A 13,565-nucleotide genomic window follows, 5' to 3' on the forward strand; every position below is an offset into this window, starting at 1 on the left:
TCCCCTGATCAGAATCTGGTCGTCGCGCCGATGAAGAAGTAGCGGCCGATCACGTCGTAGTTCTGGGCGTCGTAATTGCCCTCGGTGTCGCCTACCTGCGGCGGCTTGCGGTTGAGCAGGTTGGTGACACCGAGCCGGAACTCGGCGCGCTCGCCCGCCTCGAAGCGGGCGTTGAGGTCGAACACGTTGTAGCTGGCGACGCCGCGCGTCGTGCTGGTCGGGTTCACCACCTTCGCCGAGTTGATCATGCCGTCGATGTAGCGCCAGCGCAGGCCGATGCTCGCCTGCTGCAGCGAGTAGGTCAGCGAGGTGATCGCCTTCCAGCGCGGGTGCGCCAGCCCCGCGGTGGTCTCCACGCCGACCCCGGTCGAGCCGGCATAATCGTAGGTCGGCGCGCCGGGCAGCGCCTGGATGGTGAACTTGTCGAGATAGCTCACCGCGCTGTTGAGCGCGATGCTGCCCGAGTCACCCAGGCCGAGCTGGTCGAGCGGGATACGCCAGTCGAACTGCACGTCGACGCCCTGGACGTTGAACGTGCCGAGGTTGAGCAGCGGCTGGGTCGGGTTGAGCGGCACGCCCGACGCGGTGTTGCGCGTGATCAGCGAGCAATAATAGTTGCTCGGATCGAAGCCGGGATTGTTGCCGCCCGAGTTGAAGCAGAATTGGAACGCCTGCGAGATCGACAGCGGCCCCACCGCGTCCTTGATCTTGATCTTGTAGAAGTCGACCGACAGCGACAGGTTGCTGAACGCACCCGAGAAAGGCGACTGGAGCACCGCGCCGGCGGAATAGGTGTCCGCGGTCTCCTCCTCCAGGTCGGGGTTGCCGCCGGTCAGCGCGAACACCTGCGCGGTGCCGAGCTGATAGGTGTCGATGATCGACGTCGGCACGCCCTGCGCGAGGCACAGCGACCGCACCGCTGCGGCATCGCTGCCGCGCCGGTAGGACGAGCGGGTGTCACACGGGTCGCCGTTGGTGGTGCTGGCGGTGGCGGTGCCGATCCCGACCGAGCCGGTCGACACCGGCGCGAACAGCTCGCCCACGCTGGGCGCGCGGATCGCGCGGTTGTAGCCGCCGCGCAGCCGCAGCGGCTCGAACACCTTCCACGTCACGTCCGCCTTGTAGGCGTGGACCCCGCCGACCGAGCTGTAGTTGGAGTAGCGATAGCCGAGGTCGAGCTCGAGCTCGCGGATCAGCGGTAGGTCGTGCAGCAGCGGCACCAGCAGCTCGGCATAGGCCTCGCCGGTCTCCACCGTCCCGCTCGCGGGGCGCAGCACGCTGTAGCCGAGGATGTCGCTGGTGCCGTCGGGCTGCGCCAGCGCAGAGTCGGGCAGGAAGCCGTAGCCGTTGTAACGATAGTCGGCGCCGACCGCGAGCCGCACGTCGCCGGCGGGCAGCGTGAACAGGCTGCCCTGCATGTTGCCCTCGACCGTGCGCTGGCGCAGCGAGTTGGTGTTGAGCGTGCGGCGCGAGATATAGTCGACGCAGGCTTGCGACGGGATCTGGTTGCCGAACGGGTTGAACCCGCCCTCGCACAGCTCGGTGCCGCCGGTCGGCGAGGTGAGCAGGCGGTTGAGCGCGCTCGCGCTGGCGCCGCCGGTCTGCTCGTTCTGGAACTTGGCCTCGCTGGTCGAGCCGTAGACGTCCCAGGTCCAGTTGCCGACGCCCAGCTTGCCCGACAGGCCGGCGGTGACCTGCCACACGTCGTAGGAATAGCTCTGGTAGCGCGGACCGAGCACACTGAGCGCCTTGTAGAAGGTGAACGGCGCATTAGGGTTGGCGCGCGACGCCAGGATCGAGGCGAAGGCGGGCGTAATGAACGGGTTCGTCACCGGCACGCTGAGCCCGTACACGTTCGAGGCCAATGTCGGGTTGCTGATGCCCAGCGACGTATAGGTGGTGTAGGTCGCCTGGACGAAGGCGCGGACGCTGTCGCTCAGCGCATAGTCCACCTTGCCGAAGATCGACCAACGATCGAGATCGGGCTGGAGCGTGCCGCCGTTGTAGCCGAAGTTGATCTGCTGCGCGCCCGGGCCGCTGTCGACGATATAGGCCTCGTCGGTCTGTGGGTCGCGGAAGTTGTAGACCGGCACGCCCTGGGTCGAGAACAACGAGCCGTCGGTGTTGAATCCGATCTGCCCGTTGTAGCGCGCGTTGCTGCTGGTCAGCGCGGGCGTGCCATAGCCGCCGAACACGGCGTTGACCGCGGCCAGCGTCGGCGTGTTGGCGCCGAACACGGTATTGCCCTGCGGGATCGTCGCCAGTCCCGGCGTCGACTGGCGGAAGACGTAATAGTCGCGCTTCGACTGGATCGCCGCCTTGCGCTTGGTGTAGTCGACCGACAGCACCGCCGAGCCGCGGTCGTCGGCGAACTTGGAGCCGAGCGTACCGGTCAGGCGATAGGTGTTGCCGTCGCCATAATCGCTCACCCCGGTCTGGCCGCTCAGCTCCAGCCCCTTGAAGTTGCGGCGCAGGCGGAAGTTGACGACGCCAGCGGTCGCGTCGGAGCCATAGGTGGTCGAGGCGCCGCCCGTGATCACCTCGATGTTCTCGATCAGCGCCTCTGGAATGATGTTGAGGTCGACCGAACCGTCGGGGTTGGACGGCTGGATGCGGCGCCCGTCGAGCAGCAGCAGCGTGCGCTTCGAGCCGAGCCCGCGCAGCGACGCATAGGCCTGGCCGCCGTTGAGCCCGGTCGAGGTGCTGCCGCCGTTGCCCTGCCCAAACGCGCCGCTGAACTGCGGCATCTGCGTCAGGGCGCTCTCCACCGTGACGCGGCCGCTGTTCTCGATCGTGTCGGTGGAGAGCGAGACGATCGGCGAATTGGCGACATAGTCGGGGCGCGCGATACGCGAGCCGGTGACGATCACCTCGTCGGACGGCGGCGGGGGCTCGGTCGGGTCCTGCGCCGCGGCGATCGCCTCGGCCGCCGCGGCAGGCGGGTTCTCCGCGGTCGGCACCGCGACCTGGGCGCTCGCCGCGGCGGCGACCAGCGCCCAGGGGCACACGCCGCTGGCCAGGAGAGTGCGGCGGAGATGGCGCTGTGTCATGCTCTGTCTTTCCCTGATGCGCGCCGCCTCGTTGAGCGGCTTCATCGGGAAAGACGCAGCGTTGTTTCCCTACCTCACGCTGCGACGCAAAAAAGTTCCTCGTCTATCGTTTACGGACGCAATCAAACTGCGGAGCGCCTCAACGGCTCGCCGCGATGGCGGGGCCGTAGAGGATGCCGTTGAACAGCAGCTTGAAGGTGGCATAGGGCTGCGCGCGCTGGGTCACCTCCGGACCCATCGCGAACAGCTTGCCGCGCCCGAGGTCGACATCGGCGACCGCCACGGTGCCGCGCAGCCGCTCCTGCCCCACCGCCCAGCCGCTGCGCAGCGGCCGCGCCGCATCGAACCAGGCGACCCGGGTGGCGCCCGCCGCCGGGATGAAGGGCTGGCTCTCGTCGAAGAACATGTCGACCTGCGGCGTCATGCCGAAAGCGAGCGGCTGGCGCGGATCGACGCTGGCGCGCACCAAGGCACCGGGAATGTAGAAGTCCTTCTTGTCGAGCGCCGCGGCGCTGCCGTCCGGCTTGCGGGTGACCAGCGCCGGCTGGATCGCAGGGCTCAGCATCGTCGCCAGCGCGTTGGCGCTGCCGACGGTGATGACGGTGCCGCCCGCGCGCGCGAAGGCGGCGACGGCAGGCAGCGTCTTCGCGCGCGAGACCTCGCCGAGCCGGCCGCGATAGGCCTCCGGGATCGCCTCGGGCTTGGGCAGATCGAAGCGATAGCCACCGGGATAGGCGCCGCCGCGCGATACCGGAACGGTGCCGTCGGCGAACAGCAGCACGTCGAAGCGCTGCTTCAGGTCGCCGGCGTCGAGCTGGCCCGGGTACACCACCTCGAACGGGAACTCATATTGCTCGAGCAGCCAGCGAGTCCAACCCGCCGGCATGATCCCGCCGTAGCGATCGACCAGCCCGACGCGCACCGGCCGAAGCTGCACGCCTGTGCCCGCCGGTGCCTTGCCGATGGCATAGGCGTCGACACCCAGCGGCGCGGCCGCGGTGATGATCGCGCGCGCCTGCGGCGAGGCCGGGACGAACAGCGCGCCCGCGGCCAGCGTCCGGCCGGCGACGCGCTGCTCGCCGGCGAGCCAGCGCACCGCCACCCCCGCCTTGAGCAGGCGGTTGGTCAGGATGAAGCCGTTGTTGCTCTCATGCCCGATCAGCCAGCCGGCCGCGCCGCTGCCGATCACGCGCCCGGGCGGCGGCGCGAGCTGCTCCGCGGTGACGCGCGTGAGCGCGCCGGGCACCCCGTCCAGCACGCGGTCGAAGCCGACCCCCATCTGATAGGCCAGGGTATAGCCGGTAATGTCGTACGGCGCCTTGGGCGGCCCGCCGGGATATTCCGCATCGTGCGGATGGTCCTGCGGCTCGAACATGTCGAGCACGTGCGGCCGGTACGCCTGCGCGGTGCGCACCACATAGGCGCCGGCGGGGTAGCTTTTGCCCCCCGCGGTGAAGGGCTGCGCCGCGCGCTCGACGTCGACGCCGTTCTTCAGCAGCGTGTTGAGGAAGGTGATGGTGGTCGGCAGGTCGCGCTGCTGCTCGGGCACCAGCACATAGGCGCGCGGGTCACGCGCGGTGGGGTCGTGCAGCACGCTGCCGTACAGCGGCGCGGCGACCATCCCCTCGCGCGCGCGGCTGTTGAAGCCGACATAGCCTTCGTCCGCCTTGGCTGTCTTGCCCTCCTCCTTGAGCGCGTCGACGCGCTTGGGCGTGATCGTCCAGCTGTCGCGCTCGCCGCGGCGGATCGCCGCGTCGCCCATGCGCCAGATGTTGATCAGCAGCCGCTCGCGATTGCGCGCGGCATAGTCGATCACCGCGCGGTCGAGCGACCATTGATATTCGAGGCTGTCGCGCAGGTGCCAGTCCTGCGGCGCGATCGGCAGCGTCTCGTCGTTGCGCGCCAGCTGCGTGTCGGCGAGCAGCGGGATCTTCTCCGGCGTCGGCCCGCCGATGATCTCGGTGAGCAACCCGATCGAGTTGTGGAAATAGGCGATCGAGCGGACCATGCCGTTGTGCCAGGTGGAATAAGGCGCGGCCGAGCGCGCGCCCGAGCCGCCCTTGTTCTCGGCCACCAGCCGGCTGTGCATCGCGGCGCCGACCTCCTGCAGCTCGTTCATCACGAGCGGCGCGTAATTGTAGTTGAACGGGTCGCGGAACGGCGGGACGAAGACGACCATTCCCGCCGGGCCGGTCTGGTGCTGGTTGAAGATGATCTGCGGGAACCACTCGCGGAAGAAGACACGGTTGAGCGCGGTCGTCTCGGGCATCTGCGACATGAAGCTGTCGCGGTTGTTATCGTGGCCGACATACTTCTGGTACAGCCGCGGGATGGTGCGGAACTCGCGTTGCTTGGGGTCCTTGTTGCGCATGTACCAGTCGGAGACGAGCTGGAGCCCGTCTGGATTGTCTTGGCCGAACAGTACGATCGTGTCGTCGAGCGTGCGGCGCGTCTCGGCATCCTCGCCGCTCAGCAGGCGATAGAGCACGTGGATCTGGCTCTGTGTCGTCACCGTCTCGGTGGCGTGGAGCCCGGCATCGATCCAGACGATGGCGCGCCCCTCCTGTGCCAGCGCGGCGGCCTGCTGCTCGCTCACCCCCTCGGCCTTGGCGAGGCGGCGCGCAATCTCCTTGTAGCGTTCGAGCTTGGCGAGGTTCTGCGGCGAGGACACCACCGCCACCCACATCGTCCGTCCCTCCGCGGAGCGGCCAATATCGATCAGCTTCATGCGGTCGGAGCGCGCCGCCAGTGCCTTTAGGTAGCGTTCATACGCATCATAGTCCGCGAGATAATAGTCGCTGCCCGGCTCGGTCGGGAACGCCTCGGCGGGGGATGGTAGCGAGCCCACTTTGGGGGAGATCGGCTCGGCCCACGCGCTCGCGGTAGCGATCAACGCGGCGACGCCGCACAGCATGGCCGATCTCATCTCGTTCTCCCTCATTCCATCGCCGGTTCGCATGCCAGACGCACCCGACACCGCGCCCCGCACCCCGGCGCAGAAAAAAACCGCCGCTCACGCGGGCAACAGATCGAAGGCGACGGTCAGCCGCGGCCGCTCGCCGCCGAACGGCTCGGTGCCGTGCCACAGATAGGAGGGGAACAGCGCCAGCATGCCGGGCGCGGGGGCGATCTGGCGCGACGGCGCGAGCGGCGGTCGCGTCGGCACGCCGGGCCGGCCGAGCGAGAGCCAACCCTCCGGTGCCGGCCGCGCACCGTCCGGCAGCGCGACGTAGAAGGCGGACGAGATCCAGCCGGCGGGATGGACATGATCCATGTGATAGCCGCCCGGGTTGAGCCGGACCGACCAGGCGCCGGCGAAACGGTAGCGCCCGGTGAGGCGTCGCCGCACCGGGTCGCTGCCCGACCCGAGGCGGTCGAGGTGGGCACGGATCGGTGCGTCCAGCGCGGCGAAGAGCGCCCGGATCGCCGGCACGTCGGATCGGGTCAGGTCGAATTGGGTCTGCGACCCGTGACGGAGCGATTGTTCCAGCGGATGGGTGCGCCACGCGTGCGAGGCGTCGAGCGCGGCGGCGAGCTCGCTCAGGAAAAAAGGCAGGTCGCGCCACCCCGCCGGCGCCGCGATCGTCGCGGTCGAGACCAGCGCTGGATCATCGCAAAGCGCTGCATGCCGCTGATCGCCGGCGAGCCGCCAGGCGGTCGCGAGCAGCGCGATCGCGCCCTGGTCGTCGGGTGAGGCGGCGACGACCCGCTCCGCCAGTTCGGTTCCCTCCCCCACCCGCCCGGCGTGCAGCAGCGCCTCCACCGCGGCGCGCGCCGCCGCGACGCTGCCGGGAGCCGTGCGCAATGCCGCTGTGGCGTGACGGAGCTGCTCCTCGGGGCGTCTTCGCCGCGCCGCCAGCGCCGCAGCGGCGAGCAGGAGCGCGATCTCGCTCGGTGCGCGCCGCAGTGCCTCGGCAAGCACCGTAGCGGCCGCGTCCGCATTTCCGCCCGCCTGGAGCACAGTCGAGCGGACGAGCGCGAGTTCGAGCGACGCAGGCGCGCCCGCCAATTCTGCCATCGCATGGCTCAGGTCCGCGGTGCGCATCCAGCGCAATTGCGCCAGATCGCGGTGCGCTGTTGCGTAATCGGTCCGGGCCGCAATGGCTGCGACATAGCCCTGCTCGGCCGCGTCCAGCGCCCCCACCGCCTGCAACGCCCGAGCGCGAACGAGCTGCGTCTCGGGTGCCTGGCTCCCCTTTGCCAGAGCACGCTCGCTCGCTCGAAGGGCGCCGACAAAATCCCCCATGTCTCCGAGGAGGGACGCTAGATTGTGCTCGGCGACGGGGCTCTCTGGCCGAGCGCGAACCGCCTCGCGGCAGCGATGCAATGCGATTTCCAAGTCGCCCGACGCACGAGCCGTGCTCACAGCAGGTGACTTCCCGATCACAGTGGCTTTCTCCCAGCGATGTGGCTTTGCTACATTGGCGGAGCATCGCTCTGGTGAACAGACGAAAGGGGGAGAGGTACCGACACATCGCCAATTGTCCCACGATGGGAGCTTAGGGCGGATCGATGACGACGGATCGACTGGTCCCGACATCAGAGTCGATGAGTGATGATTCCCTCCCTTGATGGCGCATGTGCTGCAGGAGAAGCCGCTACCCCATGCATGATGCCACATCGGCATCGGCCGTCGACGTCCTAGCCGGCGTCGTGGCGCATCAAACCAGAGGGCTGCTGCAGCGGAGTGATGGTCAGCTCCTCGACGCAAGAGCGGTCGTTCAAGGACACCTGCCCGCCGCCCAACCCTGGCCGTCGATCCATCTCAGCGTTCGAGCGGCCTGGGCGTTCCGCGCAGCTGTCCGGCTGCCTTCATCGCGAGGCTTGCGAACCAGCCGTTGTTGGAGTCGGCGAGCGCGCATCGTGAAGATCGACTGCCACCCTCAGGTCGCGCGCTTACTACTTTCCTAGCGGGATCTTAAGGCGCACCATGCCTCTGTTACTGACAAAGCCGCCTACGCCAGCCTGCTCAGCCTCCGCGGCAAGCCTCGCCCGACCGCCTAGGATCGAGGTCTCAGCTTCTGGCAACGCCGCTAGGTTCTCGTCGTAGCGTTCCGGCAGTGCGCGGAGCCGAAATGCCTCCGGGTCGACGGCACGGCCACAAACCACCACCTCACCCGCCGCGGCGCCACTCGCGCAAGGACGCACGGGCGGCTGCCGTTGATCTAGCACAGGACCTACAACAGCCGCTTGTAGAACAAGCCACACCAGCATCGCTGTACCTGCCTCACCTAGCGGAGTGACAGCGGAAGCGTAGCACCGCATGTCGCTGCCGACGACCCGCTGTATCGCGGTGGACGATGCCTCGTCACGAGACTTCCTAATGGGCGTTCGCGGCCGCCCACCGCAGCGATAGAGAGCGCTGCTGGCGCAGCTGAAAGGCCGCTAACGCCCAAACTGATCTAGGGGTCAATGGCGCCCGTCGGCGGCACGATTCGCCTGATCGCCTCCAGTGCCTCTGCCGGGTCGGGCACACCGAACAGATCGACCTCTGAGACTTTGGCTCGACGCACGTGGGTGAGGATAATCCAAGCGCGGCGTCCATCGCCCTCGACAAGAGCGGCATCTTTGATCTCGACCCCCAGAATCTCCCTGTACTGATTGCCTCGCGGGCCGCACCAGGCGATACGCCGATCGGTCACCACCATGTTTCCGAATACATCGTTGACGAAGGTGCGGCCGGGCTTCGACATGAGTGGCGATACCGTTGCGCCAAGTGCAACCGTGGCAAGGAAGCTCCAGAAAAGCTTCAGAACTAAGGGATCGGCGCCTGTCCAAATGTGTACCAGCCACCAGACATACAGGGCTGGCCCGATGCACGTCAGTACTGCCATGCCCACGCGGATCCGGTCGATGCCGCGCAACCCCTGCTTACCTTGCCACGTAATGATCTCGCCAGGCGCCAAGACAAGGCCGGGTGACTCTGCATGCCCCGTCGCCCAGAGCAAGTAGGTGCCGCGAAAAACTCTCGCTATCACCACGCCGGCCAAAGGCACCGTAACACTCAGCACACCGATCTGCGCGGGTAGCTTTGGCACGACGGTATATGGACCTCCGCGATGCCCAACCTGCACCGTCTCGCCTGGGATTAACAGGACGGCGGCGATCACTGTGGCTAGGAACAGGAAGATCGGAATATGAACCGCGGTCGCGAGAGCGAGACGATCAGGCCGCGGAGGCAATTGGACGCTCTCTTTCTCTCCCGCCTGGCTCATCGCTCTTCCATGCGAGAGTTGTCGCGCATCGGCAAGCGGCTGCAACCGCAACGATGAGCGGGTATCTGCAGGGTAGCCCGCGTTTTCCTCACCCTGTTTCCAATGTCGACCGAATGGCGCATCGTGGCAGGATAGCAGCCTGTCCGCTCTCGGCCGCCGTTCCGCTGGGACACGCCATCTGACAGGCGGCTGTAGCGAGCCGACGCCCTGCACTGATCATGTTCGCGCAGGCGCAGAGCTACCGCTGGGGCATCTACCGGGTGAATAGAAAGCCGACGCCAATGAGGAAAACTGTACCTTCAAGGAAGCCGATCAGCACGTTACCGGCGGCTCGCATGACGCCGACATCAAGCGCGCCCGCGAACCAGCGTATCCCTACTAGCCAGTAGTTCACGACGGCAACCGCGGCGAGCCAATGGCCGATCACGCGAGCGGTCGGATGCGGGTCGATGCCGAGACTGGTGCCGACGCTTACGCCTAGCGCGAAGACAGCGGCGGGATAGCATTGTTCGTAGAAGGGCTGCTGGAGCGAGGCGCGGTCGAGTTTCACGCCTCGGCGCCGCACCAGACGGGCTGCCAAGAAGAGCGGAAAAGCGGCGAACACGATCACGCGGAGCACGAGCGCGCTGGCGTTGTCGTTGATCAGGTCAGCGAGTCCATGATGGCTCGCGATGATCTTATCGGTTTGTCCCAGTGCCGTGGCGACGGCATGCCCGAGCAGCAATGCCAGCGCGAGGAAGAGCGGCGGGCTCAGCACGGCGCCGTAGCGTTCGTCGTCCGGCAGAGCAGCCTCGCGTTCGATCTCGCGCATGATGCCGATCGGACGGAAGATGGCGCGCCACAGCGTAAGTGGAAAAAAGAGCAGCCAGCTCATGACCTCGTAGAGGAGCTCGTCCAGCGAGTTGAGCCACTTCATGAAGTCCATGCCGCACACTGAGCGATAGGCCGGCGCGGCGCAATATCTGCTTGCAAATCAGCGCCGAACGCTCGCAGATTGATCGCGATCAAGGGGGAGTAGCGAGATGCCATGCCCTGTGTTCAAAGCGATGGTGGCTGGCGCCGCGATCGCGTTCGCGCTCCCGGCTCTCGCGCAGGGTGCGCGCGCCAGCTCGCCGACCGAGTTCGTCCACATGGCCGAGCGGCTCAAGCCTGGCGAGTGGGTGTGGGCGCCGGGTGTCGCGCCCAATGGACAGGTCGTCGTCTACGTCGACCTCTCGCGCCAGCTGGCGACCGTCTACCGCAACGGCGTCCGGATCGGGGTCAGCTCGGTCTCTTCCGGGAAGCCGGGACATGAGACGCCGACGGGTGTCTTCACCATCCTCCAGAAGGACGCGCAGCACCGGTCGAGCAAGTACAACAACGCGCCGATGCCGTTCCAGCAGCGCCTCACCTGGGACGGTGTCGCGCTCCATGCCGGCGGGCTGCCCGGCTATCCGGAGAGCCACGGCTGCGTGCACCTGCCCTACGGCTTCTCGCGCGAACTGTTCGGCATCACCTCGCTCGGTGCCACAGTCGTAATCGACGGCGATGCCGCGAGCCACGTCCGTAGCACCGAGACGAGCTTGCTCGCACCCGTCGACGCGAAAGGCCGCCGGGTAGAGCGCACGCTGCTCGACCGACAGCAGTTCAGCTGGAACCCAGAACGATCCACGAGCGGTCCGATGACGATCATCGTGTCCAAGTCGGACCGGCAGGTGGTCGTGATGCGCGGTGGCGTCGAGATCGGGCGCAGCGTCGCGGCCGTGAACGACGACGATCCCGGCAGCCACGTCATCACGCTGACGAGCGCGCCTGACGGATCGCCGCGCTGGGCGTACATCGGCCTTCCTGGGCACGAGGAAGAGGCAGGACGCCCGCTGGACGAGGGCGTGATCAACCGGCTGCGCTTGCCGCGGGCCTTCTACGAGCAGGTACGCGCCGCGCTACGGCCGGGCACGACGATCCTCATCACTCAGTCGCGGGTGGGCTCGAGCGGCGGAGAGCCGCTGACCGTGATGGACGCGGTGGTGCCGCAGCCGTGACGACCCAACGTCCGGCCGAGGCCAGGCCGGCAAACAGGGGAATGCCATGTCGATGACCAACGCCTCGCCACTCCTCGCCGCCGCGCTGCTGCTACCCGTAATGCCGAGCGCCGCCACGGCGCAAGCGACCGGCCTCGAAGACATGGTCGGCGCCCGCGCAGGACAGGGCGAGCTGGAGATCCGGCGTCGCGGCTACGTCGATGTGCGCGCGGAGCAAGGCGATGATCGCGCCTATACCAACTGGTGGAACGCCGAGCGCCGCCAGTGCGTCACCATCGCCACGATGGACGGGCGGTACAGCTCGATCCAGTCGACCTTGCCCCCCGACTGCGGTAAGTCAGCGAAGGTTCGTCCGAACGCCAGTTACACCGGGCAACCCGCCACTCGGCCGTCTGCCAGCTACGAGCCCGATCGTGGCTATTCGCGCCCACCTGAGCGCCAGCAGGCCGTCCCGAGCTACGTGGGGAGCGATGCGCCGATGGTTGATGGCCGCAACGTCGACCTCGGCCTGGTCTGCTTCGGCGATGGCAGCAAGGCGGGGATCGCCAGCGGCACGACCTGGACGTGGAACCGCGACAAGAACCGCTACGACTATGGCCGCTACAACGAGACCACCACGGAGGTGTTCGACGCCTCGCTGATGGTGCAGACGTGGGAAGGCGGCGGTCGCATCCGCCTGCCCAAGTCGCTTATACCGCCACTGCACTCGGGCGGCGATAATGGCTGGTGGGACCTCCACGACGTGGTCGAGGGCCCAGACATCATTCGTGCGAGCTATCGCCTGAACGGCCTCAACAAGCCCAAGCTGGTGATCGATCGCCGCACGGGACGGATCACCGTCGACGGCGCCGCCTCTTACAGCTTTCGCGGCACATGCGACACCATCGGCCACGAGGCGCGGCGGTTCTAACGGGCTGCTCGTGGCACCGTCATTGTGGGTCGAGCTGGTGCTGTCGACGATTCTCGTGCTCGCGACCGCGCTCTTCCACGGCTTCGGCTTGCTCGTAATCGGGCGCGCGCTGAGCGCGCTCGACCGCGGCAGGACGGAGTTCGACTTGAACCCGCTCTCGCTCCGCGGCACCGCTTATACGAGCGGGGTGGTGCTGAGCCTCCTCACGACTATTCGCTCAACGCCAAATGGCGGCCGAGCGACCGGCTGACGATCAACGGCGACTTTCAGTATATCCGCCGCGTCACCGACGGGCAGCGCTCAATCGTGATCCTCGCCCCCACCGCCGAGCGGCTTACCACTTCGGTCGGCAGCGGCGTGCCGTCGATGATCATCTCGCCCGACAGCGATCCCGCCAACGGCAACGGTCTGGTCAGCGATCCGGCCAATTACGCTTCGGGAGCGGGCTACCTCGACCATATCGAGCATTCGGTCGGCACCGAATATGCCGGACGCCTCGACGCCGAGTATAAGATCGACGGCGGCTTTCTAAAGTCGCTCGCGGGCGGGCTGCGCTACACCGACCGGTCGGCGGTGACCGACAGCTCCACCTACCTATATTACGGCCTCACTCGCGCGCTCTCGCCCGATCTCTACGAGCAGCGGCTGTTCCGCGGCGACCTCTACCGCGGCTTCCAGGACGTGCCCACCAGCGCGGTGTTCTTCGACCGCGATACCGTGCTCGACCATGGCGCGACGCGGCAGGCGCTGGCTCCGTTCGTCGACCTTTCGCATCAGGCGGCGCTCCGCGCCGGCGTCGGCTACGCGTCGTCCACCGCAACACGCAGGGCGAGAAGACTTATACCGCTTATGGCGTGGCGCGCTTCGGCAGCGGCGGTGCGGTGCCGATCGACGGCAATATCGGCGTGCGACTGATCAAGACCAAGGTGAGCACCGCGGGCTTCATCGGCTCGTCGCCGCGGGTGCAGACCGGCACCGACGCGGCGAGCAGCGCGCCGATCTACGGCAATGGCCCGATCATCTTCAATCCGGTGAACGTCGATACTGACTATACCAAGGCGCTGCCGAGCCTGAACCTGACGTTCCACTTCACCGGCAAGCTGCAGCTGCGCCTCGCCGCGTCCAAGGCCCTGACGCGTCCAGGCTTCGACCAGCTCAACCCGAACGTTACGATCTTCGAGAACAATCCCACCAACGGCCAGCGCACTGCTACCTCGGGCAACGCCAACCTTCGCCCGCTCACCGCGGACCAGCTCGACGCCAGCCTGGAATAATACTTCTCGCGCACCGGATCGATCTACGCGGCGGGCTTCTACAAGAAGCGCGTGTTGAAGGTCGCACTCGCATCGGCATTTTCCGCGTTCAGCGC

General features: G+C 67.2%; 9 protein-coding genes. 4 read left to right on the forward strand and 5 right to left on the reverse strand.

Features of this window, described 5'->3' with window-relative positions; genetic code table 11:
- Window positions 1-8: 8 nt before the first annotated feature.
- The 5 genes from FHY02_RS08320 to FHY02_RS08340 all read right to left on the reverse strand — a co-directional run bounded on the left by FHY02_RS08320 (window position 9) and on the right by FHY02_RS08340 (window position 10,190).
- Window positions 9-3,050 carry a TonB-dependent receptor domain-containing protein gene (locus FHY02_RS08320; protein ID WP_183921305.1) on the reverse strand — a complete coding sequence of 1,014 codons (3,042 nt, stop codon included), beginning with the start codon at window positions 3,048-3,050 and terminating at the stop codon, window positions 9-11.
- Window positions 3,051-3,189: 139 nt separating this feature from the next.
- Window positions 3,190-5,976 (reverse strand): M14 metallopeptidase family protein, encoded by a 2,787-nt coding sequence (locus FHY02_RS08325; RefSeq protein ID WP_183921306.1) that lies wholly within the window; start codon window positions 5,974-5,976, stop codon window positions 3,190-3,192.
- A gap of 87 nt (window positions 5,977-6,063) precedes the next feature.
- Window positions 6,064-7,194, reverse strand: coding sequence for a 2OG-Fe(II) oxygenase family protein (locus tag FHY02_RS08330; protein WP_183921307.1), 1,131 nt, complete (start codon window positions 7,192-7,194; stop codon window positions 6,064-6,066).
- A 1,258-nt stretch (window positions 7,195-8,452) separates the two neighbouring features.
- Entirely contained in the window at window positions 8,453-9,265 is an 813-nt protein-coding gene (locus tag FHY02_RS08335) for a hypothetical protein (RefSeq protein WP_183921308.1), read from the reverse strand.
- A 253-nt stretch (window positions 9,266-9,518) separates the two neighbouring features.
- On the reverse strand, window positions 9,519-10,190 hold the full coding sequence (locus FHY02_RS08340; RefSeq protein ID WP_183921309.1) for a hypothetical protein: 672 nt from the start codon (window positions 10,188-10,190) through the stop codon (window positions 9,519-9,521).
- Between the two features lie 97 nt (window positions 10,191-10,287).
- On the opposite strand from FHY02_RS08340, the gene FHY02_RS08345 reads away from it, so the two are divergent.
- From FHY02_RS08345 to FHY02_RS23295, 4 genes are all read left to right on the forward strand, one after another.
- Window positions 10,288-11,286: a L,D-transpeptidase family protein gene (locus FHY02_RS08345; RefSeq protein WP_260172696.1), complete on the forward strand. Its 999-nt coding sequence runs from the start codon at window positions 10,288-10,290 to the stop codon at window positions 11,284-11,286.
- A 46-nt stretch (window positions 11,287-11,332) separates the two neighbouring features.
- Complete coding sequence (locus FHY02_RS08350) at window positions 11,333-12,196, forward strand: hypothetical protein (protein WP_183921310.1); 864 nt, start codon at window positions 11,333-11,335, stop codon at window positions 12,194-12,196.
- 22 nt (window positions 12,197-12,218) lie between these two features.
- A complete protein-coding gene (locus FHY02_RS08355) occupies window positions 12,219-12,446 on the forward strand; it encodes a hypothetical protein (protein WP_183921311.1) in 228 nt (75 codons plus the stop codon).
- 346 nt (window positions 12,447-12,792) lie between these two features.
- Window positions 12,793-13,470, forward strand: coding sequence for a TonB-dependent receptor domain-containing protein (locus FHY02_RS23295; RefSeq protein WP_183921514.1), 678 nt, complete (start codon window positions 12,793-12,795; stop codon window positions 13,468-13,470).
- Window positions 13,471-13,565 lie beyond the last annotated feature (95 nt).

The sequence above is a fragment of the Sphingomonas sp. BK069 genome, from assembly GCF_014193405.1.
In the GTDB taxonomy this organism is placed as follows: Bacteria; Pseudomonadota; Alphaproteobacteria; order Sphingomonadales; family Sphingomonadaceae; genus Sphingomonas.